Genomic DNA, 25,550 nt, shown 5'->3' on the forward strand with positions numbered 1-25,550 from the left:
ACAAGGGAAGCAGAGGATGGCCGAGCTGACCATCTCGTCGGACGAGATCCGCGGTGCCCTAGAACGCTACGTCTCCTCCTACACGCCGGAGCTGTCTCGCGAAGAGGTCGGCACGGTGGCCGACGCCGGGGACGGCATCGCCCACGTCGAGGGACTGCCCTCGGCGATGGCGAACGAACTGCTCGAGTTCGAGGACGGCACGCTGGGCGTGGCGCTGAACCTCGACGTACGTGACATCGGTGTGGTCGTGCTGGGCGACTACGCCGGCATCGAGGAGGGGCAGCGCGTCAAGCGCACCGGTCGGGTGCTGTCCGTACCGGTCGGCGACGCCTTCCTCGGCCGGGTGGTGAGCGCCCTCGGTGAGCCGATCGACGGCCTCGGGGAGATCGCCAACGACGGATTCCGTGAGCTGGAGCTGCAGGCGCCGAACGTGATGGCCCGCCAGTCGGTCCACGAACCGCTGCAGACCGGCGTCAAGGCGATCGACGCGATGACCCCGATCGGCCGTGGCCAGCGGCAGCTGATCATCGGTGACCGCAAGACCGGCAAGACCACCATCGCGCTGGACACGATCCTCAACCAGCGGGCCAACTGGCAGTCCGGCGACCCGGCCAAGCAGGTGCGTTGCATCTACGTGGCGATCGGGCAGAAGGCGTCCACCATCGCCTCGATCAAGGGTGTGCTGGAGGAGCACGGCGCGATGGAGTACACCACCATCGTCGCCTCGCCCGCCTCCGACCCGGCCGGCTTCAAGTACATCGCGCCGTACACCGGATCGTCGATCGGCCAGCACTGGATGTACGCCGGCAAGCACGTGCTGATCGTCTTCGACGACCTGAGCAAGCAGGCCGAGGCGTACCGTGCGGTGTCGTTGCTGCTGCGCCGCCCGCCGGGCCGCGAGGCGTACCCCGGTGACGTCTTCTACCTGCACTCGCGGCTGCTGGAGCGGTGCGCGAAGCTGTCCGACGAGCTCGGCGGCGGTTCGTTGACCGGCCTGCCGATCATCGAGACCAAGGCCAACGACATCTCGGCCTTCATCCCGACCAACGTGATCTCGATCACCGATGGTCAGATCTTCCTGGAGACCGACCTGTTCAACCAGGGCCAGCGGCCGGCGATCAACGTCGGCACCTCGGTCTCCCGGGTCGGTGGCGCCGCACAGGTCAAGCCGATGAAGAAGGTCGCTGGCCGGCTGCGACTGGACCTGGCGCAGTACCGCGAGCTGGAGGCCTTCTCCGCGCTCGCCTCCGACCTGGACAAGGCCTCGCGTAACCAGCTGGAGCGCGGTTCCCGCCTGGTCGAGCTGCTCAAGCAGCCGAACTACTCGCCGTTTCCGGTGCAGGAGCAGGTGGTGTCGGTCTGGGCCGGCACCGAGGGCAAGCTCGACGACATCCCGGTGGGCGACATCCGCCGCTTCGAGACCGAGTTCCTGGAGTACCTGCGGCATTCCCACGCCGGCATCCTGGACTCGATCGCCGCCAACAACTGGGACGACGAGATCATCGCGGCGCTCAGCGACGCGATCGAGAAGTTCAAGCAGATGTTCCTGTCCAAGGACCCGGCCCGGGTGATCAACGAGGCACCGGCCGAGGCGCTCGCGGGCGACCAGGAGCGCGAGAGCGTCACCCGGTACGTACCCGAGCACGACGACGCCGAGAAGCAGCAGTAAGGGCGGTTCCGGATGCCAGCGCAGGTTCGGGTACTCCGCCAGCGGATCCGCTCGGCGAAGTCGATGAAGAAGATCACCAAGGCGATGGAGCTCGTCGCGACGAGCCGGGTCGCCAAGGCCCAGGCGCGGGTGGCGGCGTCGCTGCCGTACGCCAACGCGATCACCGGTGTGCTCACCGCGCTGGCCACCAACGCCTCGGTCGACCACCCGTTGCTGACCGCCCGCCCACGGGTGCGGCGGGCCGGCGTCCTGGTGGTCACCAGCGACCGTGGCCTGGCCGGCGGCTACAGCACCAACGCGATCAAGATGGCCGAGTCGCTCATCGCGCGGCTGCGTGAAGACGACAAGGAACCGGTGCTGTACGTCGTCGGCCGCAAGGGCGTGACGTACTACCGGTTCCGTAACCGCCCGATCGAGGCGAGCTGGACGGGCTTCTCCGAGCAGCCCACCTTCGCCGATGCCCGGGAGGTCGGCCAGACGCTGATCGCGGCGTTCCAGCGGGGGGCCGACGACACCGACGGCGGCGGGGCCGACCAGGTGCTCGGCGTCGACGAGTTGCACATCGTCTACACCGAGTTCACGTCGCTGATGACGCAGACCCCGGTGCCCCGGATCCTCGGCCCGATGGAAGTCCACGACCGGCCGCTGGACGAGGCGGCGGGTGGGGTGCTGCCGGCGTACGAGTTCGAGCCGAACGCCGAGGCGCTGCTCGACGCGTTGCTGCCGAAGTACATCAACACCAGGATCTACGCGGCGCTGATCGAGTCGGCGGCCAGTGAGTCGGCGGCCCGGCGGCGGGCGATGAAGAGCGCCACCGACAACGCCGAGGAAATGATCGAGAAGTACACGCGGCTTATGAACTCGGCGCGCCAGGCCGGGATCACCCAGGAGATCAGCGAGATCGTCGGCGGCGCCAACGCGCTCGCGGCGGCGGGAAGTGAAGTGTGATGACTGCCTCTGTTGAAACCCAGGCAACCGGAGCGACCAGCACGGCGACCGGCCGCGTGGTCCGGGTCATCGGCCCGGTCGTCGACGCCGAGTTCCCGCGCGAGGCGATGCCCGACATCTTCAACGCGCTGCACGTGGATGTCGCGCTCGCCGGCGGGGAACGGACTTTGACCCTGGAGGTCGCTCAGCATCTCGGCGACAACGTGATCCGGGCGATCTCGATGCAGCCGACCGACGGCCTGGTCCGGGGCACGGAGGTCCGCGACACCGGCTCGCCGATCATGGTGCCGGTGGGCGACGGCATCAAGGGCCACGTGTTCAACACGATCGGCGAGTGCCTCAACCTCAAAGAGGGCGAGAAGCTCGAGGTCACCGACCGCCGGTCGATCCACCAGAAGGCGCCGGCCTTCGCCGACCTGGAGCCCAAGACCGAGATGCTGGAGACCGGCATCAAGGTGCTCGACCTGCTCGCCCCGTACGTCAAGGGCGGCAAGATCGGTCTGTTCGGCGGTGCCGGCGTGGGTAAGACGGTGCTCATCCAGGAGATGATCATCCGGGTCGCGAACAACTTCGGTGGTACGTCGGTCTTCGCCGGGGTGGGGGAGCGGACCCGAGAGGGTAACGACCTCATCCACGAGATGACCGAGTCCGGCGTCATCGACAAGACCGCCCTGGTCTACGGCCAGATGGACGAGCCGCCGGGCACCCGGCTGCGGGTCGCGCTCGCCGCGCTGACCATGGCCGAGTACTTCCGCGACGTGCAGAAGCAGGAAGTGCTGCTGTTCATCGACAACATCTTCCGGTTCACCCAGGCCGGTTCCGAGGTGTCCACCCTGCTGGGCCGGATGCCGTCCGCCGTGGGTTACCAGCCCACCCTGGCCGACGAGATGGGCGAGCTACAGGAGCGGATCACGTCGGTCCGGGGCCAGGCGATCACCTCGATGCAGGCGATCTACGTGCCGGCGGACGACTACACCGACCCTGCGCCGGCCACCACCTTCGCCCACCTGGACGCCACCACCAACCTGGAGCGGTCCATCTCCGACAAGGGCATCTACCCGGCGGTGGACCCGCTGGCATCCTCGTCGCGGATTCTCGCCCCGGAGTTCGTCGGCCAGGAGCACTACACGGTGGCCTCCGAAGTGAAGCGGATCCTGCAGAAGTACAAGGACCTGCAGGACATCATCGCCATCCTTGGTATGGAGGAGCTGTCCGAGGAGGACAAGATCACCGTTTCCCGGGCCCGGCGGATCGAGCGGTTCCTGTCGCAGAACACCTACGCGGCCGAAGTCTTCACCGGTATCCCTGGCTCCTACGTGCCGGTCAAGGACACCATCGAGGCGTTCCGCAAGATCAGCGAAGGGGAGTTCGACCACTTCCCCGAGCAGGCCTTCTTCATGTGCGGTGGGCTCGACGACCTGGAGCGCAACGCCCGCGAGCTGATGAAGGGCTGACCGCCTGAGCGGGTACGTCCCCCGTGTGACGGATCCGGATGCCATCCGAGCGCCCCGCCGAGCCGGCGGGGCGCTCGTGTGTTCGCCGACGGCAACCGACGGTGTTTGCCGGTGCCGGCTCCGGGTACGCGACCGGCGCTGCCGGCGGTGGGAGGAGGCGGCCATGACGGTGGAACGCACGCCGGAGTCGGACCGGACATCCGCGCCGCGTCGCCGGACCCGGATCATCCTGCTGGGCGTACTCGCCGTGGTCCTGCTCGGCGCGGGGCTGGCCGTCGTGGTTAGCCGGGCCGCCATCGACCGGTATGCCACCGCGGTACCGGCGGCGGACCTGTTCGGTGACGGCGCCGATCCGACGGGGCCCGCCGGTGAGCTGACCGGTCCGCTGAATCTGCTGGTCGTCGGCATCGACCGGCCAGCCTCCAGCGGACCGGAGACGGTGCCCCGGGCCGACACCGTTCTGCTGGTGCACGTCCCGGCCGGGCTGTCCCGCGCGTACCTGGTCTCGCTGCCCCGGGATCTGCTGGTGGACATTCCGGCCTACGGCGCCAACGGCTATCCGGGTGGCGTCGACCGGCTCAACGCCGCGATGGCCTACGGCAGCCGCTCCGCCGGCACCGCGTACGCCGACCCGGTGGCCGGATTCCAGCTGCTGTCCGCGACGGTGTCCGCCCGCACCGGGATCGACCGTTTCGACGCCGGGGTCATCGTCAACTTCGCCGGGCTGGAGCGTCTCGTCGACGCGCTCGGCGGGGTGCGGATGTACGTCGACACCGACGTACGCTCCGCCCACCGCCAGCCTGACGGCCGGGCACGACCGGGCAACCCCGACGGACCGGGGTACGTCGGCCCGCAGGCCGAGTACCGGCAGGGTGACCACGTGCTCAACGGCTGGCAGGCACTGGACTACGTCCGGCAGCGGGACAGCCTGCCCGACGGGGACTACGGCCGGCAGCGGCATCAACGGCAGCTGGTGCAGGCACTGGCCAGCCAGGTGATCAGCCGGGACCTGGTCACCAACCCGGTACGGCTGGACGCGGTGCTGCGGGCCACCGGTGACGCGGTGCTGGTCGACACCCGGGGCCGATCGTTGCTCGACTTCGCGATCGGGCTGCGCCGGCTGCACGCCGACGATCTGGTGCTGCTCGATCTGCCCGGCAGCGCGGTAGCCGGACCGGGCGGTGACTATCTCGGTGAACAGTTCACCGGGGACGCCGACGGGTGCCTCGCGGCGTTGCGTGACGGCACTCTGGACCGGTTCGTAGCCACCCGTCCTGAACTGGTCAATCGCGCGAAGTAGCGGCACGTCGGGCGGGCACCCGCTTGGGATCACTGCGGTGGGCCGGATTAGAATCTCAATGTCCGCGCCACCGAAGGAGACCGCGTTGGCAAAGCAACTGCACGTCGAACTCGTTGCCGTCGAGCAGCTGGTCTGGTCGGGCGAAGCTGAGATGGTGGTCGCCCGGACGACCGAAGGCGAGCTGGGAGTGCTGCCCGGTCACGCGCCGATGCTGGGTCAGCTCGCCGAGCCGGGTCAGGTACGGATCACGCTGCCCGGGCGCGAGCAGGTCGCCTACGATGTGGCCGGCGGATTCCTCTCAGTGACCACCAAGGGCGTCACCATCCTCGCCGAGCAAGCGACTCCGGCCGCGCCAGCCACCGCGTCGAGTCACTGATCGGGCCGGGCCGGTGTCAACCATCCAGTGGTTCGGGATCGGCGTCCTCGTCCTGTTCGTCGCCATCGTGGTGCTGTTCATCCGTCGTGCCCTGATGGCCCGGGTCAGCGGCACCATCAAGCTCAACGTCCGGCTCTCCACCTTGGTCGACGGTCGTGGCTGGTCGGCCGGATTCGGTCGGTTCGTCGGTGACGAGCTGCGCTGGTACCGCATGTTCAGCTTCGCGCTGCGGCCCAAGCGTGTGCTGTCCCGTCGTGGTCTCGCGGTGGAGAGCCGGCGTAGCCCGCGTGGGCAGGAAAGGCTCGCGCTGCCGGCCGACTGGGTGATTCTGCGCTGTACGAGTCATCACGCCCCGGTCGAGATCGCCATGGCCGAGTCGACGGTCACCGGCTTCAGCTCATGGCTGGAGGCCAGTCTGCCGGGCGGGGACTCGTCCCGGCTGGCGGCCTAGCCGATGCCGCTCAACTCGTCTGTCCCCGTCGCGACCAGTTCTACTTCGTAGCCGTACCGATCGGCGAGGTAGCCCGCGTAGGTGTCGGGCCCGCCGGCGTACGGATGACGGTCGGCGAACAACAGCGACCAGCCGTGACCCGGCGCCACCGCGACGAGCTCGTCCACCCGCTGCCGGTCGCCGGCGTGGAAGGCCAGATGGTTGAGCCCGGCTGCGCACCGGTCATGGCTGGCCGTGGTCAGCGCCGGCGACTGTTCCAACACCAGGTAGGTGCCGCCGTGGCGCCATGATCTGCCGGCTGCCCACCGCTGGTACGGCTGCCAACCGAGCTCGCCGAGCAGCCACGCCCAGCTATGTTCGGCGCTCGTCAAATCGGGTACCCAGACCTCGACGTGGTGCAGGCCGCCGATGCGGGCAGCCGGGGTATTGCGGGCCACCGGGTCAGCACCTGCCGCCCCGGTCAGCGCTTGCCACCGGGCACCCAGAGCACGTCGCCGCCGGGGTTCGCGGTTCTGGCCAGGATGAACAGCAAATCCGAGAGACGATTGAGATACTTTGCCGGAAGAGTACTGGTTCGTTCCGGGTCGCTGGTGATCAGTGCCCACGCCGCCCGCTCGGCGCGTCGGGCGACGGTCCGGGCCACGTGCAGCAATGCGGCGGCCGGGGTGCCGCCAGGCAGGACGAAGGAGTCGAGCTTGGTCAGCCGCGAGTTGTACTCGTCGCACCAGCCTTCCAACCGGGTCACGTACTCCTCGGTGACCCGCAGCGGGGGATACGCCGGGCGCGGCTCCACCGGCGTCGCCAGATCGGCGCCGACATCGAACAGGTCGTTCTGGATCTGGGCGAGGACCGCGCGCAGGCCGTCGTCCGGTTCGCCGAGTGCGACCGCGACGCCGATCGCGGCGTTGCACTCGTCGACGTCGGCGTACGCGCAGATCCGGGGATCGGTCTTCGCTACCTGCTCGTTGTTGCTCAGCCTGGTCATGCCGGTGTCGCCGGCCTTGGTGTAGATGCGGGTGAGGTGGACGGCCATGAGCGACAGGGTACGGATTCCCAGCCGTGCCGGCAGCATCGGTGCGCTTCCCGAGCTGGCCGGCGCGCGGCCTGAGGTCCGTGACGCCGTGGCCGGCGAGCCGCCGCTGAGCCCGCCGCCCGCGTCCGGTGGCGACGTCATCCGGGTGAGTGGCAGCACCCGGCTGGCCGGCACCGTGCTGGTCGAAGGAGCGAAAAACTCGGCGTTGAAGCTGATGGCCGCAGCCCTGCTGGCCCCGGGCCGCACGGTGATCAGCAACGTGCCGCGGATCACCGATATCGGGCTCATGGGCGAGGTGCTACGCCGGCTCGGCTGCGAGGTCACCTTTGCCGACGATCGGCCGGCCGGTGCCGCAGGTGCAGGAGTCGGTGCCGCCGGCCCGCCGCGGGCCAGCACGGTCACCATCGATGTGCCGGAGGCGCCGGGCTGCGAAGCTGACTACGACCTGGTCCGTCGGCTGCGGGCGTCGATCTGTGTGCTCGGGCCGTTGCTGGCCCGGTGCGGGCAGGTCCGGGTCGCCCACCCCGGCGGCGACGCGATCGGCTCGCGCGGCCTTGACATGCACGTCGCCGGATTGGCCCGGATGGGCGCGGACATCTCCGGCGAGCACGGATTCGTCATCGCCGCCGCGCCACGCGGCCTGCAGGGGGCGACGATCTGGCTGGACTTTCCCAGCGTCGGCGCCACCGAGAACCTGGTCATGGCGGCGGTGCTCGCGGACGGGACGACGGAGATCGACAACGCCGCCCGGGAGCCGGAGATCGTCGACATCTGCACCATGCTCAACGCGATGGGCGCGCAGATCGAAGGCGCCGGCACGGCCACGTTGCGTATCGAGGGCGTATCCGAGCTGGCGCCGGTGCGCCACGCCACGATCGGGGACCGGATCGTCGGCGGGACCTGGGCGTTCGCCGCCGCGATGACCCGTGGCGACGTGACCGTACGCGGGGTGAACGCGCGATTTCTGGAGATCGCGCTGGACAAGGTGGCGACCGCCGGTGCCGGCGTCGAGGTGACCACCGACGGATTCCGGGTACGGATGGACCGCCGGCCCCGCGCCGTCGACGTGGTCACCCTGCCGTTCCCCGGGTTCGCCACCGATCTGCTGCCGATGGCGATCGGTCTCGCCTCGGTCAGTGACGGCGCCTCCCTGGTGACCGAGAACATCTTCGATGGGCGGTTCATGTTCGTCAACGAACTGATCCGCCTCGGCGCGGAGATCAAGACCGACGGCCACCACGCCGTCGTACGTGGCCGCGAACGACTCTCCGGCGCGCCGGTGCGGGCCACCGACATCCGGGCCGGTGCCGGCCTGGTCATCGCCGGACTGTGCGCCGACGGGGTCACCGAGATCTCCGACGTGCACCACATCGACCGGGGTTACCCGAACTACGTGGCCGATCTGCGCGCACTCGGCGTGACGGTGGAGCGGTCGCCCGCGCCGAAGGAGCCGGCGTACCGCATGTAACGCCTGCGTAGTCGGCTTCAGCGGCGGGGGTTACCGATCGTTCAGGCCGGGCCGCTAAGGTGCTAGGCATCCGGTCGACGAGGCGATTCGACGAGGTGACCGCCTCTCGACGAGGCGTGGGACGTGAGGAGCGGCAGATGGCAGGTCGGCTAGCAGTGATCGGAGCCGGATTGATGGGATCCGGCATTGCCCAGGTCGCCGCCGCGGCCGGCTGGCAGGTGACCATGCGTGATGTCGACGACGCGGCCACCGATCGTGGTCTCGCCGGCATCCGACGGTCGCTGGAGAAGTTCGCGAGCAAGGGCACGCTCAGCGCCGCCGACGTCGAGTCGACGATGGGCCGGATCACCACGACCACCGAACTGGACGCGGCGGCCGACGCGGACATCGTGGTCGAGGCCGTCTTCGAACGCCTCGACGTCAAACACGAGGTGTTCCGGGCGCTCGACAAGATCTGCAAGGCCGACGCGGTCCTCGCCACGAACACGTCGGCGATCCCGGTCACCCAGATCGCCGCCGTCACCGAGCGGCCCGAATCGGTCGTCGGCACGCACTTCTTTTCCCCGGTACCGATGATGAAGCTCTGCGAGCTGGTGCGCGGCTACAAGACCTCGGACGCCACTTTGGCGACCGCCAAGACGTTCGCCGAGCAGATCGGCAAGACCTGCGTGGTGGTCAACCGGGACATCGCCGGTTTCGTCACCACCCGACTGATCGCCGCCCTGGTGGTCGAGGCGGTGCAGCTCGTCGAGTCGGGAGTGGTCTCCGCCGAGGACCTTGACACCGCGTGCAAGCTGGGCTTCGGCCACGCCATGGGGCCGTTGGCGACCACCGACCTGACCGGTGCGGACGTGTTGCTGCACGCGGCGCGCAACATCTACACCGACACCGGCGACGAAAAGTTCTTCCCGCCGGAGCTGCTGCAGCGCATGGTCACCGCCGGTGACCTCGGCCGCAAGACCGGACAGGGCTTCTACACCTACTGAGCCGAACACCAGACACCTGTCCGCGTGCTCGCAAGGTGTCTGGTGTTCGGCTCATGCCGACGCCACGGCCATCGGCGGTTGGTCGACCGGGTCGCCGGATCGGCGCATCGCCTATGGCGGTGGGCCGCCGGCCGGCAAATGCGCGACGCGTACGACGCGGTAGCCAGCGCCGCCCCGATGCCCCGCCGACGTAGCCATGGTGCGGCGGCCAGGAACGCCAGGTGATGGTGCCGGCCGGTCGGCTCCAGCCGGCCGGTGGTGAAGGTGTAGTGCGCGTACGGTCCGTGCCGGTCGCCGCAGGCTCGCGATCGACGCCGCCGATGCTCCGCCGACAGGAGCCGGTCTGCCGGATGCGGATACCAGATCGCCACCCCGTCTTAGTGCCCGACGACGTCGATCCCGTGCCGTACGGCGAACTCCAGCTCGGCATTCATGATCAGGTGACGCCTACGTACGTTATTCTCGCGTTTTGACGTGCGTAGGCGTCACCTCGATAGCGTTCGGCATCGGCGACGGCTACCTGTGGCGTCCGGGCCTGCCATCAGACCCATGCCGTCGGTCACCACGGCTTCCAGCCCGTCCGACTCGGCGTACCCGAGATCGAGGTGGACACCAGCGACGGCTACCGTCCTGGGCTCGACGAGATCGTCGCTTTCGTGCACGCCGGACGATGAGCCACCCGTGGTCACCTGCATGGCTTCGGATCTGGCCACCAAGGGGGAAATCCAGCTGGCCGCCGACAGCGGTGTCGAGTCAGCCGTCGCGTTTGGTGGTCCAGCGAAACGTCGTCAGGCACAGCACCAGCCCGATCACGCACCAGACGGCCAGCACCAGCGCGACCCGGCCCAGCTCGAACGAGCCGCCCGGCTCCTGGGTGGCGAATGCCTCGGGCAGGAAGACCGACCGCAGCCCCTGACACATCCACTTGAGCGGGAACAGCGCCGCCACCTGCTGCATCCAGCCGGGCAGACTGGTGAAGACGAAGAAGACCCCGGAGATGAACTGCAGCACCAGCGAGACCGGGGTGGCCACCGCGGAGGCGCTGCGCCCGCTGTGGGCCAGCGACGAGAACGCGATCCCGCACAGCGTGCAGGCGGTGATGCCGAGCACCGAGACCCAGCCGAGGGTGAACCACTTGGTCGCGGTGTCCGGCAGTTGCAGGCCGAACAGCATGGTGGCCACGGCGAGCAGCAGCACGGTCTCGGCGACGCCGATCACCGCCACCATGATGACCTTGCCGGCGAAGTACACCCATTTCGGCATCGGGGTGCCGCGCAGCCGCTTCAGCACCCCCCGGTCCCGCTCGATCGGGATCTGGATGGCCAGGCTCTGGAAGCCGACCGTCATCAGCCCGGTGGCGATCATGCCGGTCACGAAGTACTGGGTGAACCGGACGCCGTCGGTGATCTCACCGGTGAAGATCGACGCGAAGATCAGGATCATGAGGACCGGGAACGCCATCGTGAAGACGACCGACTCCCGGCTGCGCAGGAACTGACGTATCTCCAGGCGGCCCTGGCGCAGCCCGAGCGCGACGGGTCCGATCCGGCGGCGGGCGGCGCCGGTCGGCGGGGTGGTGGCGGTGGTGGCGGTCGTCGTGCTCACCGGTGTCCGATCATCCGCAGGTATACGTCTTCCAGGGTGGGCCGGGTGACGGTCAGCTCGGGCACCTCGCCGTCGAAGCGCGTGGCCAGCTCGGCGACCAGCGCCGTCGGCGTCGCGCTCTCCTCGTGCCGCACCGTTCCTTCGGCGGTACGCCAGGAGACGGTCGACATGGCCTCACGCCGGCCGCCCAGCTCGGCCGGGGACGCCACCTCGACCAGTCGGCCGGCGGCGATCACCCCGACCCGGTCGGCGAGGGCTTCCGCCTCGTCGAGGTAGTGGGTGGTCAGCAGGATCGTGGTCCCGCTGGCGGCCAGTGACTGGATCAGCTCCCAGAACTCGTGCCGTGCCTCGGGGTCGAAGCCGGTCGTCGGCTCGTCGAGGAAGAGCAACTCAGGGCGGCCGATGATGCCGAGCGCCACATCCAGCCGGCGTTTCTGTCCGCCGGACAGGGTGTGCGTGCGGGCACGGGCCTTACCGGCAAGGCCCACCTGCTCGATCACCCTGGCTGGATCGTCCGGTGCCGGGTAGAACGCGGCGAAGTGGTCGACCACCTCGGCGACGGTGAGCTCGTCGAACTCGCCGGTGCCCTGCAGCACGATGCCGACCCGGCCGCGCCAGGCCGGCGTACCAGGGTCCGGGTCGACGCCGAGGACGCGGACCTCGCCGGCGTCGCGGCGGCGGTAGCCCTCCAGGATCTCGACGGTGGTCGTCTTGCCGGCGCCGTTCGGTCCGAGCAGGGCGAAGACCTCGCCGTGCGACACGGTCAGGTCCAGGCCGTCCACTGCCGGCCGACCCTCGTACGCCTTGCGTAGCCCACGCACGGCGATCGCCGGCTCGGTGGCGGGCGCTGACTCGTCGGTCATGGGTCAACTATCGCCCCACCGTCGACTCGACTCCGCTGGACCCCCCGGGTTCTTGGGTGCTACGGTTCATTACACGAGTAATGAACCAGTGAACCAGGGGTGCACCCGTGTTCGATGATCGAAGTCCGATCTATCAGCAGATAGCCGACAAGATCAAAACCGACATCCTGAGCGGGGCGCTGCAGGAGGGCGAGCAGGTCATGTCCACCAACCAGTACGCCAGCTACTACCGGATCAACCCGGCTACCGCCGCCAAGGGCTTCCACCAGCTGATCGACGAGGGCGTGCTGTTCAAGAAGCGCGGCATAGGCATGTTCGTCAGCCCCGACGCCCGTGAGAAGCTGCGCGGCCAACGCCGGGAGCGGTTCTTCACCGAGGTCGTCGACCCGATGGTGGCCGAGGCCCGGATCATCGGCATTCCGCTTGCCGAGATCGTGGCCCGCATCCAGCACACTAACGACCAGTGGCGCACAGACGATCAGCAGCACGCGGACGATCAGCGGGTCGCCGGGCGGGGCGTCGGGGAAGGGGAGCGACAGTGACCGGCCTGGACATCGCCACCCACAACCTCACCGTCCGCTACCGCGACACGGTCGCCGTCGACGCGCTCGACCTCACCCTGGCTCCGGGCAAGATCTACGGACTGCTGGGGCGCAACGGCTCCGGCAAGACCAGTTTGCTCGCCGTACTCTCCGCCTTTCGGCCAGCCACCAGTGGCAGCGTGCTGGTCGGCGGCATGGATCCGTTCGAGAACGCCTCGATCATGTCGCAGATCGGCTTCGTCCGGGACCGGGTCGACGCCCAGGACAGCGACCGGGTCGGCGGCATCCTCGCCGTCGCCGCGAGCCTGCGTCCCAACTGGGACGCGGACTACGCCGCCCGGCTGGTCGAGCGGTTCAACCTGCCACCGCGCAAGCGTCTGAGCGGGCTGAGCCGGGGCATGAAGTCGGCGCTCAGCGTCACGCTCGGCCTGGCCGCCCGCACCCCACTGACCATCTTCGACGAGGCGTACCTCGGGCTGGACGCACCCAGCCGGTACGCCTTCTACGACGAGGTGCTCAACGACTACCTCGCCCACCCACGCACGATCATCCTGTCCACGCACCTGATCGAGGAGGTCGGCGCGCTGTTCGAGGAGGTGGTGATCCTGCACGAGGGCCGCCTCGTGGTCCACGAGGAGACCGAGCAATTGCGCCAGCACGGCACCACGGTCACCGGTCCGGCGGTAGCGGTCGACGCCTTCGTGACGGGCCGCACCGTCCTGGGCAGCCAGCGACTCGGCGGCACCCGATCCACCACCATCTACGGCCCGCTCGACGACGCGGACCGGGCCGCCGCCCGCGCCGCCGGACTGGAGCTCGGCCCGATCGGCCTGCAGGACCTGTTCGTGCACCTCACCGGAGATCAGGAGTCCCGGCGATGAAGAGTCCCATCTGGATGGTCACCCGTGCGCTGCTGCGCTCCCAGTTGCCGCTGGCCGTCACCTACTGGTCGATCATCTACTCGGTGTGGGCGGTGGTGATCAGTCTGATGGCCAGCGCCGACGTGATCGAGGCCAGCATGTGGCAGAACATGGGGCTGCAGGCACCCCGGTGGTTCGCCTTCGTCTTCGGCATCGTCGCGGTCGGGACAGCCCTGCCGATCTTCGTCGCGCAGGGGGTCACCCGTCGACACAGCTTGCTCGGCGCGTGGGGCTTCTTCGTCCCGTACGCGACGGGCTTCGCCGCGCTGACCGCGGTCGGGTTCGTCGTGGAACGCCTCGTTTTCCAGGCCGCCGGGGTGTTGAACCAGCTCACCGAGCCGCTGCCGGTCATCTCGGCCGCCGAGGTGGGCGCGGTCTGGCTGCACCACAGCCTGGTCAACCTCGGCTACATGCTCACCGGTGCGCTCGTCGCGGTTGCCTACTACCGGATCAACCCCTGGTGGGCGACCCTGTTGCTGCCGTTGGTGTTCCTGCCCGCGTTCGCGGTGGAGACCGCCTTCGGTACGCCGTGGACCGGCTACGGGCTCCGATACCTGTTCGGGCTGTCGCCGGGTCCGGCGGTGGTCCCGGCGACAGCCGTCGCGCTGGTCGTGCTGGCCGTCGCCGCAGGCGTCGGCTGGCTGCTGATCCGGCGGCTGCCACTGACCAAGATCTCCGGCTGATCGGGAAGGAACCGGCATGCCCATCATCGAAGTCGAACACCTGCACAAGCAGTACGGCGACCTGATCGCGGTGGACGACGTGTCGTTCGCAGTGGAGGAAGGGGAGATCTTCGGCATCCTCGGACGCAACGGCGCCGGCAAGACCACCACCGTGGAGTGTGTCCAGGGACTACGCCGACCCGATCGGGGCAGCGTACGGGTGCTGGGTCTGGACCCGCAGCACGACGGCGCGCAACTTCGCCAGCGGACCGGTGCCCAGCTGCAGGAGGGCGAGCTACCGGAACGGATGAAGGTCTGGGAGGCGCTGGACCTCTACAGCTCCTTCTACCGCCGGTCGGCCGACTGGCGGGAACTGCTCGACATGCTCGGCCTGTCCGACCGGCGCAATGCCCGCTTCCGCCAACTCTCCGGTGGACAGAAGCAACGGCTGTCCATCGCGTTGGCCCTGGTCGGTGACCCGCAGGTGGCCTTCCTCGACGAGCTGACCACCGGGTTGGACCCGGCCGCTCGTCGGGACACCTGGTCGCTGATCGAGTCGGTGCGTAACCGTGGAGTCACGCTTGTGCTGGTCACCCACCTGATGGAGGAGGCGGAGCGGCTCTGCGACCGGGTGGCGGTGATCGACGCCGGGCGCGTCGTCGCCGTCGACACCCCCGCCGGGCTGGCCGCCCGGGTCGACGCCGGGCAACGCGTCCGGTTCACCACGGATCAACCGGTCGATTCCACGCTGCTGACCACGATCTCCGAGGTGACCGACATCACCGTGGACGGGCGCGAGGTCGTCGTCACGGGCAGCGGCAACCTGTTGTTCGCGGTCGTCGCGGCGCTCGCCGGTGCCGGCATCACGCCACGTGAGCTGCGGATGCAGCAGGCCACCCTCGACGACGCCTTTCTCGCCCTCACCGGCGCCACCGAGTCGATTCCTTCCGGAGGTACGCGATGACCGCGCTACGCAGGCTCACCGTGATGGAAGCCAAACTGTTGATGCGCGACCCGGCGGCGATGGCGATGGGCCTGGCCTTCCCGACGCTGCTGACCCTGGTGCTCGGAGCGGTCATGCCCGGCTTCCGCACGCCGGTCACCGAATTCGGCGGTCTACGTCCGATCGACATCTATCTGCCCGTGGTGGTCACCCTGGCGGTCGCCACCGTGGCGCTGAACTCGCTGCCAGCCACTGTCGCCAACTACCGTGAGCGGGGCGTGCTGCGTCGGATGGCCACCACCCCGGTCCGTCCGGTCAAGCTGCTCGGAGCCCAGCTGCTGGTGGCGGTGGCGACCACCGCGACCGCGGTCTGCCTGTCGATGGTCGTCGGGGTCGCGGTCTTCGCGGTGCCGCTGCCCCAGCAACCGGTCACCTTCCTCGCCGTGTTCCTGCTCGGCGCGGCGGCGGCGTTCGCGGTCGGCCTGTTGGTGGCGGCGGTGGTCCCGACCGCCCGCTCGGCGAACGCGGTCAGCATGGCCATCTACTTCCCGATGCTGTTCTTCGCCGGTGTGTGGACTCCCGGGCCGATCATGCCCGAACCGGTCCGCCGGATCAGCGATTTCACCCCGCTCGGCGCGCTCAGTCAGGCAGCGCAGGCGACCTGGAGCGGCGAACCGCCGCGCCCGTTGCACCTGCTGGTGATGGCCGGCTATCTGCTGGTCGTCGGCGCGCTTGCCGCCCGTTGGTTCCGCTGGCAGTGACCGCCGGCAGTGACCGTCGGCGGCGACGGGAAGGGCGGTGACCGGCGCAAGCCGGTCACCGCCCGGCGAGTACCTGGGACAGGGCCGCCGGGGCCAGCCCGCGTTGGCGTAACCCGGCCAGGATGTGCGGCAAGGCCTCGTCGGTCATGGCCGCGTTGGCCTCCGTGACGTGCAACACGATCACCGAACCGGGCCGCACCGTCGACAACACCGCCGTCACGATCGGCTCCCAGGCGACGGCGAACGGGTCGCCGCTGATCACGTCGCCGCCGACAACGGTCAACCCGATCGGAGCGAGCGCGGCCAGCGCCGCGCCGTCGTGGCACAGTCCCGGAAAACGGAAGTACCGGGTCTGCCGGCCGCCGTACGGACCGATCACGGCGAACGTCTGGGCCACGTCGCTGACCATCGCGGTCGCCGGCAGCTGCGGCAGGCCGTGGCAGTCACCGGTGAACGCGGCATGCCGGTACGTGTGATTGGCCAGTTCGAACCGGGGGTTGCCGGCGATCCGCCGGGTGAGGTCGGGATACTCCTCGACCCACATGCCGGTCAGGAAGAACGTGGCCGGGACCTGCTCGCGCTCCAGCAGCTCGATCACCCGCAGGTTGGCGTACGAGCGCACCTGGCCGCTGCGCAGGCGGTAGCGCATGGCCTCGGTCATGTCCGCGTCGAACGTCAGCGCGACCAGGTTGCCGGTCCGCGGGCCGTGGTCGATCACCGGCGGCCGGGTGCCCGGACGGGTCGTCCCGGGCCGACCCGGCGCGGCGCCCGGTTGCGGTGTGGTGCCCGGTTGCGGTGTGGTGCCCGGCTGGGTCCCGGTCGCCGGCACGTCGCCGGGCCGTGCCGTCGCCGCGCTGCCCGGCGCTGCGGGCATCATCGGGCGGGTCGTGAGCACGATGGTGATCGTCGCCGCGGCTACGACGCCGAGCACCACCGCTGCCGCCGCCATCGGTACCGACCACCAGGGCCGCTCCGACATCCGGAATCGGAATCGGCATCGATATCGTCGCGGTGGCGGCACGGCGCAGATCGTCGCAGCCCGTGCCGGCCAGTTGTGCGGGACCCCTCACGTTCCCCCGAACGGGCCTGATCAAGGCCGGGCGTCCGAAGGTCAGACCCGGTATCCGGCGGCTCGGGCCGCCTTCCGCTCTCGGCGGCGCCGTCGGGCACGGCCGATCAGCCAGGGGCCGCCGATCACCAGCACGGCCAGGAACACCAGCACCAGTACGGGAAGCAGGATCGCCGCGACCGACACGATCACACTGGTGGCGTCTTCGGCGGTGCTCGCCACCGGTGCGCCGAGCCCACCCGTCGTCGTGTTGATGATCGGTCGTAAGGTGGCCTTGACGGCGTGTACGCCGAGCGCGATCAGTACCCCCACGACCACCGGGATCCACTGGTCGGACGAGAAGAATCCGCCCGGGTCACTGACCGTGACCGTCTCCGAGGCCGAACCTGCCCCGAACGCCAACCCGCCGGCGGTCGGCCGGACGACGGTCTGCACGACGTCGTTGACATGATCGACGACCGGCACCTTGTCCGCGACGAGTTCCACCGCCAGCAGCGCGGCGAGGATCACCAGCACCCAGCCGTTGCTCAACCACTGCCAGCCGTCCGGCAGGGTGATCAACCCGGTGTAGCGGGCGAGTACACCGATGGTCAACAGTGGGATGTAGGCGTTCAGTCCGGCGGATGCGGCCAGTCCGGTCCCGGTCAGCAGTTCGAACACATCAACCAGGATCGCACCGGTGCGCCAGCCTCGCGTGGCCCGTACCGACGGCTCCGCTACCCTCGTCGGGTGCGGCTGGTGATTGCGCGATGCTCGGTGGACTACGTCGGTCGGCTCTCGGCACATCTGCCGTTGGCCACCCGGCTGTTGATGGTCAAGGCGGACGGTTCGGTGTCGATCCATGCCGACGACCGGGCGTACAAGCCGCTCAACTGGATGAGCCCGCCATGCCGGCTGGCGGAGTCGGACGGCCTGTGGCGCGTGGTGAACAAGGCCGGAGAGGAACTGCGGATCACCATCGAGGAGATCGTCGAGGAACTGTCGTACGATCTCGGGGTCGATCCGGGGCTGCGCAAGGACGGTGTCGAGGCGCACCTGCAGGAGTTGCTGGCCGCCAACCCCACCACCTTCGGCAACGATTTCAGCCTGGTCCGGCGGGAGTACATGACCGCGATCGGCCCGGTCGACCTGCTCTGCCGTGACGGCTCGGCCACGGTCGCGGTCGAGATCAAACGGCGCGGCGAAATCGATGGCGTGGAACAGCTCACCCGCTACCTCGAACTACTCAACCGGGATCCGCTGTTGGCGCCGGTGACCGGGATCTTCGCGGCCCAGGAGATCAAGCCGCAGGCGCGGGTGCTGGCCGTGGACCGGGGCATCCGGTGCGTCGTCGTCGACTACGACAAACTGCGCGGTATCGAACGCGACGAACTCACCCTGTTCTGACCGGAACTCACCCTCCGAGGAGGTAGCCACTCATGGGAATCCGTAACCAGCAACGCCGCGCGGCCAAGAAGAAGGCCCGCGAACAGCGGCAACGGCAGCGGGCGGCGGCCACCGGCCAGGCGTATCCGGGCGGGTTGTTCGGCCTCCTCGCACCACCGACCGAAGAGGAACGGATCGACGAGCTGTTCCGTTCGGCCGCGCACGCGGTCACCCACGACGACGCCGACGCTCTCGCCGAGTGCCTGGCCGACCTTGCCGAAGCCGACGACCGGCTGGTCGACCAGGTGTTGGACCAGATTTTCCGGACCGTCCTCGACGCCTTGTGGAAACACGGCTGGATGCCGGCCGACGTTCTGCGGATCGTCGGCCGCGAACGCGGCAAGCGGCCGACGGACCTGACCGCCGGGCAGGTCGCGGCCCATTTGCGCGGGTACGCCGCGGCGACCGTCGCCGACCGCTGGCACCGCCAGTTGCGCGAGCTCGACCTGGAGGTGTGGGGCGATGACCTGCTCGACCACCGGCTGAGCGGATGGGCCCGGCGGACCGGCCTGGACCGAACCGCCGCGCTGCGGCACGCCGTGCAGGTGCTCGAACTGCTCTCCGGGCTGCCGGCGCTGGAGCCGGTGGCCCCGCTGCCCGGCAGCGTACGCCCGGGTGAGGACGGACCGGACCGCCGGGCACCCGGCACGGCCGGTCCGGACGCGGCGACGGCGGAGGTCGACGAGCGTCAACTCTCCCGGATTCGGGCGCTGCTGGCCAAGGCCGAGTCCACCGAGTTCCCGGAGGAGGCCGAGGCACTGTCGGCCAAGGCCCAGGAACTGATGACCCGGCACAGCATCGACCACGCGTTGCTGGCGGCCAGCCAACCCGCGTACGGGGCGAGCGCGCCGACCCCGGTCGCTGTCCGGGTTGGCCTGGACGCACCGTACGAGCAGGCCAAGGCGTTCCTGCTGCAGCAGGTGGCCGAGGCGAACCGGTGCCGGTCGGTCTGGTCCAGCAAGCTCGGCTTCGCCACCGTGGTGGGGTTCGCCGGTGACTGCGAGTCGGTCGAGTTGCTGCACACGTCGCTGCTGGTGCAGGCCACCTCGGCGATGTTGCGCAACGGACCGCAGCGCGGCCGGGGTGGGCAGTCCACCACCCGCTCCTTTCGCCAGTCGTTCCTGGAGGCGTACGCGGTGCGGATCGGTCAGCGGTTGTCGGCCGCCGCCGGTGAGGCCGGCCGGGAAGCGACCGCGCGGACCGGCACGGATCTGGTGCCGTTGCTGGCGGCCCGGCAGGAGCAGGTGCGGGAGGCGACCGAGCGGCTCTTCCCGGAAATGACCGGTCGGATGATCTCCGGGAACAACCGGTCGGGTTGGGTCGCCGGTACCGTCGCCGCTGACCAGGCCAGCCTCGGCGCCCGTCAGCCGATCTCCGACTGACGACCTGCGACCGACGACCTGCGCCCCGCCGGGCCGATCGCCGGCAGACGTGGACCTGTCGATCAGGCACGGCCACCGAAGAGCAACCGGGTGGCCTTGACGATCCGGTCCACCCCGGCCGAGGTCCGCTCGAAGGTCATCGTCGGCAGCACCGACGGCCCCCGGCGCCGGGTGATCGCCTTGGCACGGCTGAACTCCCGTAGCCCGTCCACGCCGTGGGTACGGCCGAATCCGGACTCGCCCATGCCGCCGAACGGCAGTTCGCTGAAGCCGACGAAGGTCAGCGTCGAGTTGATCGACGTCATCCCGCTGTGCATCCGGCGGGCCACCTGCACCGCCCGCCGCTTGCCGAACACCGCGCCGCCGAGCCCGTACCGGGTGTCGTTGGCCAGTGCGATCGCCTCGTCGATGGTGTCCACCCGGGTGATGGTGACGGTGGGGCCGAAGGTTTCCTCGCGGATGGCAAGCGAATCCGGCGGCACGTCGACCAGCACCGTGGGGTGCACGAACGGTGGACGTACGGCGGCCGGGCCGCCGAGCACCGCCCGAGCGCCACGGGCCAGTGCGTCGTCGATGTGCCGCCGGATGATCTCGAGCTGACCGGGCATGGTGATCGGCCCGATGTGGTCGTCCGGCGAGGCGCCGACGGTGAGCCGGCCGGCCTTGTCCACCACGGTGGTGATGAAGGCGTCGTAGATCGGGGCGAGAGCGTACACCCGTTCGATGCCGATGCAACTCTGCCCTGCGTTGGTGAACGCGCCCCAGACACATCCCTCGGCCGCGGCCTCGATGTCCGCGTCGTCGTCGACGATCATCGCGTCCTTGCCACCCGCTTCGATCAGCACCGGGGTGAGGGTCTGCGCGCAGGCGGTCATCACCGCTCGGGCGGTGCGCGACGAGCCGGTGAAGGAGATCTTGTCGACCCCTGCGCGGCACAGCGCGTCGCCGGTCTGGCCGAGTCCGTGCACGATCTGCACCACGGGTTGCTCGCCGACCGCCTCGGCGAAGGTGTCGACCAGCCATTGCCCGACGGCCGGGGTGTATTCGCTGGCTTTGAAGACCACCGCGTTGCCGGCGGCCAACGCGTACGCGATCGCACCCATCGGGATGAGCACCGGGTAGTTCCATGGCGCGATCACCCCGACCACGCCGAGCGGCTGGTACTCAAGGTGGCCGCTGAATTCGGCGGTGGCCAGCCGGGTCCGGGTGCGTCGGTGGCCAAGTACCCGCCTGGCGTTGCGAGCGGCCCAGTCGAGATGCTCCATCGCGGCGGTGATCTCGACGACGGCGTCGGCGAACGGCTTTCCGCCCTCCCGGCCCATCAGCTCGGCGAGTTCGGTCATCCGATTGGTGATCACCGATCGCCAGCGCAGCAGCCGGGTCCGCCGCTGCGCGTCACCGAGGCCGATCCACCACCGGCTCGCCGCGCGGGCGTCGATGACGGCAGCATCGACCTGCTCGGCGCCGGCGACCGGGAAACGGCCCACCTCGGTGCCGTCGGCCGGGCGCGACGAGATGAGGTAACCGTCGTCGACCACCGCCTCGCCGGCAACGCCTACCACGGTCATTGGCCACCCTCCGGTTTCGCCGTGCCTGTCGATTGTCCCGCGCCCGGATATTCTGCCCCGAGTCTAGACAGGAACGCTACTCGCTGGTAGCAACGATTGTGATTAATGGCAATGTGTTGACCCGCTTGACCGCGTGGCGCGGCACCGGGTGTCCGGTTGGCGGGGCGTGCCGACGAACCGGTGGCGCAGCCCTGCCCCGGCCGGTGGCGAAGACCGGACGAGGGACCGTGTCGGTGCCGTTGCGGGACCTGGCAGGCTGCACCGGGCGGTGCGAAGCGCATCGCCGCCGAGGGGGGAGGCACTGCACCAGAAGATGTCCGAGCATCAGTCGTTGTTACCTCTCCTTCAAATGATCACCGGACCGACCCCGGGCGCCAGTTACCGGCTTTCCGCCGGTAGACGGATCGTCGGCCGGGACGCGGATCTGGATATTGCGATCGACGACATCAAGGTCAGCCGCCATCACGCGGTGATCGACGTCGCCGGGGGCCGGACGGTCGTCACCGATCAGCAGTCGACCAACGGCACCTGGGTCAACGACAACCGGATCCAGCAGCCGACCGAACTGCGCGACGGCGACCGGATCCGGTTCGGGGCGGTCGAGTTGCGCTTCTACGACCCGGCCTCGGCGCTGACCGACCCGGTCGGCACCCGGATCCCTCGTGCCGACACCGCGGCGCTGACCGCCGGGCCGGTACGTCCGACCACCGGGATGCGCTCGCTGCACGCCGCGCTGGGCGAGCCGACCCAGCCGATGCGGCCCCGGCGTCGACCGAGTCTGTTGCTGATGGCAGGCCTCGGCGGAGCGTTCCTGATCGGCTGGCTGACCTGGCTGATCGTCGTGCTTACCTGAGTCTGCATCCGCAGGCTTCGCGCCAGCCTGCCCCCCGGGGCCCCGCGTCGGTGGGGTCCCTGGGAGCAGGCGGCCGACCCAGGTTCGACATCGTGGTGGATCGTGGCAGACTCGCCTTCGAAGCTTAGTCGGCGTTCAGCTGCCGGTGTATCCGGTCGAGGTGGAGGCGCGGGAACGTGGCGCGGGAGTTCAACACCGTTGCAGTGGTGGGTCTCGGCACGATGGGTGCCGGCATCGCCGAGGTCTTTGCCCGCAGTGGCGTCGACGTCATCGCCACGGAGATCGACCAGTCGGCGCTGGACCGGGGACGCAAGACCCTCGCCGGCTCGACCGACCGGGCCCTCGCCAGAGGCAAGCTCAGCCCGGACGACCGGGACGCGTTGCACTCCCGGCTCACGTTCGCGGTCGGGCTCGACGCGGTGCGGCCGGCCGATCTCGTCGTCGAGGCGATTCCCGAGCGACTCGACCTCAAGCGGCGGACGTTCGCCGAACTCGACCGGGTGTGCAAGCCGTCCGCGATTCTCGCCACCAACACCTCCTCGCTCAGCGTCACCGAGATCGCGGTCACCACCACCCGCCCTGAGCAGGTCATCGGACTGCACTTCTTCAATCCGGCGCCGGTGATGAAGCTGATCGAGGTGGTTCGGACGGTGGTGACCGATCCCGGGGTGGTCGCCGATGTGGCGGCGCTGTGCACGAGCCTCGGCAAGGTGGGCGTCACCATCGCGGACCGCGCCGGCTTCATCGCCAACGCGCTGCTGTTCGGCTACCTGAACCACGCGATCGGCATGTACGAGTCCCGGTACGCGACCCGCGAGGACATCGACCTGGCCATGCGGCTGGGCGCCGACCTGCCCATGGGCCCACTCGCGCTGCTCGACCTGATCGGCCTCGACACGGCGTACGAGATCCTGGACACGATGCACCGACAGGGCGGGCGCGATCGCCGGCACGCTCCGGCACCGTTGCTCAAACAGATGGTCACCGCCGGGTTGCTCGGGCGCAAGTCCGGACGCGGCTTCTACACCTACGAGCGGGCGGGCTCCGGTCGGCTGATGCCCGACGACCGGACCCCGGCCGAACCGATGCCGGCCGAACCGATGCCGGCCGGCGACGGCGATGCTGCCGCGACCGGGACGACGGCCGGCAACCCGGTGCGGACCGTCGGCGTGGTCGGCTCGGGAGCCGTGGCGTCCGGCGTCGTTGAGACCTTCGCCCGAGCCGGCTTGGACGTGCTCTCGGTCGCCACCGACCGGCCAGGTCCGGAGCTCGACCAGCTCGCCGATGCGGATCTGGTCGTCGAGGCCGTGGTCGAGGACCTCGACGCCAAGAAGGCGGTGTTCGCCGGTCTCGGCGAGATCTGCAAGCCTGGCGTGCCGCTCGTCACCACCGCCTGGTCGCTGCCGGTCATCGAGGTGGCCATGGCCACCAGCCGTCCGGCGGACGTACTGGGCCTGCGTCTGCCCACGTCCGACCCGACGGCGCCACTGGTCGAGGTGGTCGGCACGATCCGCACCGCCGCGCCGGTGTTGGCTACCGTACGTGATCTGTGTCGTACGTTGGGCAAGATTCCGGTGGTCTGTGGTGACCGGGCCGGTGCCATCGTCGACGCGCTGCGTACGCCGTACCTCAACGACGCCGTACGGATGTTGGCGGCCAACTACGCGACGGCGGACGACATCGACGCGGCGATGAAGCTCGGCTGCGGTTACCCGGTCGGACCGTTCGAGCTGCTGGACTCCATCGGCCTCGACGTAGCGCTCGCCGTCCAGCGCCGGATCTACCACGAGTCGGGTGAGCCCGGCCTGGCACCGGCACCGTTGCTGGAGCATCTGGTGATCGCCGGCCATCTCGGCCGGGCGAGCGGCCGCGGCTTTCGCGAGCACGGCACCGACCCCGCCCGGCCGTAGATCGCCGGACGCGTCCGACCCACCGCCCGGCGTACCCTTGAGATCATGAGCCCGCGCCGTAACCGCCCCGTCCGCCGGTCCGGCGGCGGCGGGCGCTCTGGTCGCGGCGACGCGGTGCCCGAGCCGGTCGATCCGGAACGGGTACGCCGTGGTGTCGCTGCGGTCCAGTCGTGCAACGACGGCGAGTGGATGGTCCGGGCCGTTCCCGCCCCGGCGGCCACCAAGTCCTACCGCTGCCCGGGGTGTGTCCAGGAGATCCGGCCAGGGGTGCCACACGTCGTCGCCTGGCCGGCGGACGGCCAGGGCGATCTGACCGATCGGCGGCACTGGCATCGCGGCTGCTGGCGGGCGCGTGAGCAGCGTCGGCCGGCGGTCGAGCGGTCCCGCAACGCCCCTCGCTACGGCTGACCCGCAGGCTACGGCTGACCCGCAGGCATCCCCGGCTACGGCAGATCCGCTGCCGGCGATCTTGAAACCCGGGTCGGCCGGTCGGCCGGTCCGCGGCGGTGGGACACTGGGCAGGTGAGCGCCCCGATCCGAGCCATGTCGATCCTGCCTGCCGAACGCCGGGACATCGAGCTGCGTACCGCCGATGGGTTGACCCTGGTCGGCGAGTTGGCGTTGCCCGTCGACCGGCCGCCGGTCGCGACGCTGATCTGTCTGCATCCGCTGCCCACCCATGGCGGGATGATGGACAGCCACGTCCTGCGCAAGGCTGCCTGGCGGTTGCCGGCGCTCGCGGGGTTGGCCGTACTGCGCTTCAACACCCGGGGCACCAGTAGCGAGCGCGGTGCCAGCGAAGGCGGTTTCGACCAGAGCGAGGGGGAGCGGTTCGACGTCGCGGCGGCGATCGAGTACGCCGAGTTCGCCGAGCTGCCCCGGATCTGGTTGCTCGGCTGGTCGTTCGGCACCGACCTGGCGTTGCGCCACGGCTGCGATCCGGTCGTCGAGGGTGCGGTCCTGCTCTCCCCACCGCTGCGTTTCGCCGCCGACCCGGACCTCGCCACCTGGTCGGCATCGGGCAAACCGGTCACCGTGCTGGTGCCGGAGTTCGACGACTACCTACGACCGGCCGAGGCGACCGAGCGGTTCGCCGCGATCAGCCAGGCCGAGGTGATCGGCGTGCCGGGGGCCAGGCACCTGTGGGTCGGTAACGTGGAACGGGTGCTCGACGAGGTGGTCCGCCGGGTCGCACCGCAGGTGCCGGTGCCACTGCCGACGACCTGGGACGGCCCGATGGAGTACGGCGATGCCGGCGCGTACGCCGACCGGACGGTGGCCGCCTTCGCGGACGTTCCGGTGGCCGGCCCGCCGCAGCGTGACGCCACGGCCTGACCGATCTGGTCGTCAGTTCGCCTGACT

Annotated in this window: 26 protein-coding genes; 19 read left to right on the top strand and 7 right to left on the bottom strand. The window is 69.7% G+C overall.

The window, feature by feature from the left end; all coding sequences use genetic code 11:
- The first annotated feature begins 16 nt into the window (after positions 1-16).
- The 6 genes from atpA to ACN27F_RS25485 all read left to right on the top strand — a co-directional run bounded on the left by atpA (position 17) and on the right by ACN27F_RS25485 (position 6,198).
- Positions 17-1,669: a F0F1 ATP synthase subunit alpha gene (gene atpA, locus ACN27F_RS25460; RefSeq protein ID WP_421437638.1), complete on the top strand. Its 1,653-nt coding sequence runs from the start codon at positions 17-19 to the stop codon at positions 1,667-1,669.
- A gap of 12 nt (positions 1,670-1,681) precedes the next feature.
- Positions 1,682-2,617 carry a F0F1 ATP synthase subunit gamma gene (locus tag ACN27F_RS25465; RefSeq protein ID WP_421437640.1) on the top strand — a complete coding sequence of 312 codons (936 nt, stop codon included), beginning with the start codon at positions 1,682-1,684 and terminating at the stop codon, positions 2,615-2,617.
- Entirely contained in the window at positions 2,617-4,071 is a 1,455-nt protein-coding gene (gene atpD, locus ACN27F_RS25470) for a F0F1 ATP synthase subunit beta (RefSeq protein ID WP_421437642.1), read from the top strand. Before ACN27F_RS25465 ends, atpD begins: the two co-directional genes overlap by 1 nt.
- A gap of 163 nt (positions 4,072-4,234) precedes the next feature.
- Entirely contained in the window at positions 4,235-5,371 is a 1,137-nt protein-coding gene (locus tag ACN27F_RS25475; protein ID WP_421437644.1) for an LCP family protein, read from the top strand.
- 85 nt (positions 5,372-5,456) lie between these two features.
- Complete coding sequence (locus ACN27F_RS25480) at positions 5,457-5,747, top strand: F0F1 ATP synthase subunit epsilon (protein ID WP_421440444.1); 291 nt, start codon at positions 5,457-5,459, stop codon at positions 5,745-5,747.
- 13 nt (positions 5,748-5,760) lie between these two features.
- Positions 5,761-6,198: a DUF2550 domain-containing protein gene (locus tag ACN27F_RS25485; RefSeq protein ID WP_421437646.1), complete on the top strand. Its 438-nt coding sequence runs from the start codon at positions 5,761-5,763 to the stop codon at positions 6,196-6,198.
- On the opposite strand, the gene ACN27F_RS25490 is transcribed toward ACN27F_RS25485, so the two are convergent.
- Complete coding sequence (locus ACN27F_RS25490; RefSeq protein ID WP_421437647.1) at positions 6,195-6,635, bottom strand: VOC family protein; 441 nt, start codon at positions 6,633-6,635, stop codon at positions 6,195-6,197. The two genes, ACN27F_RS25485 and ACN27F_RS25490, sit on opposite strands and share 4 nt — an antisense overlap.
- A gap of 23 nt (positions 6,636-6,658) precedes the next feature.
- Positions 6,659-7,231 carry a cob(I)yrinic acid a,c-diamide adenosyltransferase gene (locus ACN27F_RS25495; RefSeq protein ID WP_421437649.1) on the bottom strand — a complete coding sequence of 191 codons (573 nt, stop codon included), beginning with the start codon at positions 7,229-7,231 and terminating at the stop codon, positions 6,659-6,661.
- Here ACN27F_RS25495 and murA point away from each other — a divergent pair.
- Both murA and ACN27F_RS25505 read left to right on the top strand, forming a co-directional pair.
- Positions 7,230-8,699 (top strand): UDP-N-acetylglucosamine 1-carboxyvinyltransferase, encoded by a 1,470-nt coding sequence (gene murA / locus ACN27F_RS25500; protein WP_421437651.1) that lies wholly within the window; start codon positions 7,230-7,232, stop codon positions 8,697-8,699. The two genes, ACN27F_RS25495 and murA, sit on opposite strands and share 2 nt — an antisense overlap.
- Before the next feature lie 137 nt (positions 8,700-8,836).
- Positions 8,837-9,685, top strand: a complete 849-nt coding sequence (locus ACN27F_RS25505) for a 3-hydroxyacyl-CoA dehydrogenase family protein (RefSeq protein ID WP_421437652.1) — start codon at positions 8,837-8,839, stop codon at positions 9,683-9,685.
- 753 nt (positions 9,686-10,438) lie between these two features.
- Here the strand turns inward: ACN27F_RS25505 and ACN27F_RS25510 are convergent.
- Both ACN27F_RS25510 and ACN27F_RS25515 read right to left on the bottom strand, forming a co-directional pair.
- The gene (locus tag ACN27F_RS25510; protein ID WP_421437654.1) at positions 10,439-11,290 is read right to left on the bottom strand and encodes an ABC transporter permease; all 852 of its coding nucleotides are present in this window, start codon (positions 11,288-11,290) and stop codon (positions 10,439-10,441) included.
- The gene (locus ACN27F_RS25515) at positions 11,287-12,153 is read right to left on the bottom strand and encodes an ABC transporter ATP-binding protein (RefSeq protein WP_421437656.1); all 867 of its coding nucleotides are present in this window, start codon (positions 12,151-12,153) and stop codon (positions 11,287-11,289) included. Before ACN27F_RS25515 ends, ACN27F_RS25510 begins: the two co-directional genes overlap by 4 nt.
- Before the next feature lie 107 nt (positions 12,154-12,260).
- On the opposite strand from ACN27F_RS25515, the gene ACN27F_RS25520 reads away from it, so the two are divergent.
- From ACN27F_RS25520 to ACN27F_RS25540, 5 genes are read left to right on the top strand one after another with little or no spacing between them, the layout of a single operon-like run.
- Entirely contained in the window at positions 12,261-12,695 is a 435-nt protein-coding gene (locus ACN27F_RS25520; protein ID WP_421437658.1) for a GntR family transcriptional regulator, read from the top strand.
- Positions 12,692-13,576: an ATP-binding cassette domain-containing protein gene (locus tag ACN27F_RS25525; protein WP_421437659.1), complete on the top strand. Its 885-nt coding sequence runs from the start codon at positions 12,692-12,694 to the stop codon at positions 13,574-13,576. The genes ACN27F_RS25520 and ACN27F_RS25525 overlap by 4 nt, the downstream gene beginning before the upstream one ends.
- Positions 13,573-14,298, top strand: a complete 726-nt coding sequence (locus ACN27F_RS25530) for a hypothetical protein (protein WP_421437661.1) — start codon at positions 13,573-13,575, stop codon at positions 14,296-14,298. The genes ACN27F_RS25525 and ACN27F_RS25530 overlap by 4 nt, the downstream gene beginning before the upstream one ends.
- Before the next feature lie 16 nt (positions 14,299-14,314).
- Positions 14,315-15,241 carry an ABC transporter ATP-binding protein gene (locus tag ACN27F_RS25535; RefSeq protein ID WP_421437662.1) on the top strand — a complete coding sequence of 309 codons (927 nt, stop codon included), beginning with the start codon at positions 14,315-14,317 and terminating at the stop codon, positions 15,239-15,241.
- Positions 15,238-15,981 carry an ABC transporter permease gene (locus ACN27F_RS25540; protein WP_421437664.1) on the top strand — a complete coding sequence of 248 codons (744 nt, stop codon included), beginning with the start codon at positions 15,238-15,240 and terminating at the stop codon, positions 15,979-15,981. The genes ACN27F_RS25535 and ACN27F_RS25540 overlap by 4 nt, the downstream gene beginning before the upstream one ends.
- A 55-nt stretch (positions 15,982-16,036) precedes the next feature.
- Here the strand turns inward: ACN27F_RS25540 and ACN27F_RS25545 are convergent, their stop codons facing one another.
- Both ACN27F_RS25545 and ACN27F_RS25550 read right to left on the bottom strand, forming a co-directional pair.
- Positions 16,037-16,930, bottom strand: coding sequence for a polysaccharide deacetylase family protein (locus ACN27F_RS25545; protein WP_421437666.1), 894 nt, complete (start codon positions 16,928-16,930; stop codon positions 16,037-16,039).
- A 162-nt stretch (positions 16,931-17,092) separates the two neighbouring features.
- A complete protein-coding gene (locus ACN27F_RS25550) occupies positions 17,093-17,710 on the bottom strand; it encodes a DUF4126 domain-containing protein (protein WP_421437668.1) in 618 nt (205 codons plus the stop codon).
- Positions 17,711-17,779: 69 nt separating this feature from the next.
- Here ACN27F_RS25550 and nucS point away from each other — a divergent pair, with 69 nt between their 5' ends.
- Positions 17,780-18,436, top strand: a complete 657-nt coding sequence (gene nucS / locus ACN27F_RS25555; RefSeq protein ID WP_421437670.1) for an endonuclease NucS — start codon at positions 17,780-17,782, stop codon at positions 18,434-18,436.
- Between the two features lie 32 nt (positions 18,437-18,468).
- Complete coding sequence (locus ACN27F_RS25560; protein WP_421437672.1) at positions 18,469-19,857, top strand: DUF2786 domain-containing protein; 1,389 nt, start codon at positions 18,469-18,471, stop codon at positions 19,855-19,857.
- 62 nt (positions 19,858-19,919) lie between these two features.
- Here the strand turns inward: ACN27F_RS25560 and ACN27F_RS25565 are convergent, their stop codons facing one another.
- Positions 19,920-21,425 carry an aldehyde dehydrogenase family protein gene (locus tag ACN27F_RS25565; protein WP_421437673.1) on the bottom strand — a complete coding sequence of 502 codons (1,506 nt, stop codon included), beginning with the start codon at positions 21,423-21,425 and terminating at the stop codon, positions 19,920-19,922.
- Positions 21,426-21,774: 349 nt separating this feature from the next.
- On the opposite strand from ACN27F_RS25565, the gene ACN27F_RS25570 reads away from it, so the two are divergent.
- The 4 genes from ACN27F_RS25570 (at position 21,775) to ACN27F_RS25585 (ending at position 25,523) form a co-directional block, all read left to right on the top strand.
- Positions 21,775-22,278 carry an FHA domain-containing protein gene (locus ACN27F_RS25570; protein WP_421437675.1) on the top strand — a complete coding sequence of 168 codons (504 nt, stop codon included), beginning with the start codon at positions 21,775-21,777 and terminating at the stop codon, positions 22,276-22,278.
- 176 nt (positions 22,279-22,454) lie between these two features.
- Entirely contained in the window at positions 22,455-24,188 is a 1,734-nt protein-coding gene (locus tag ACN27F_RS25575) for a 3-hydroxyacyl-CoA dehydrogenase family protein (RefSeq protein ID WP_421437676.1), read from the top strand.
- A gap of 45 nt (positions 24,189-24,233) precedes the next feature.
- Positions 24,234-24,596, top strand: coding sequence for a hypothetical protein (locus ACN27F_RS25580; protein ID WP_421437678.1), 363 nt, complete (start codon positions 24,234-24,236; stop codon positions 24,594-24,596).
- Positions 24,597-24,710: 114 nt separating this feature from the next.
- Positions 24,711-25,523 (top strand): alpha/beta hydrolase, encoded by an 813-nt coding sequence (locus ACN27F_RS25585; RefSeq protein WP_421437680.1) that lies wholly within the window; start codon positions 24,711-24,713, stop codon positions 25,521-25,523.
- Positions 25,524-25,550 lie beyond the last annotated feature (27 nt).

Source organism: Solwaraspora sp. WMMB335 (genome assembly GCF_049179075.1).
Classification (GTDB): Bacteria; Actinomycetota; Actinomycetes; order Mycobacteriales; family Micromonosporaceae; genus Micromonospora_E.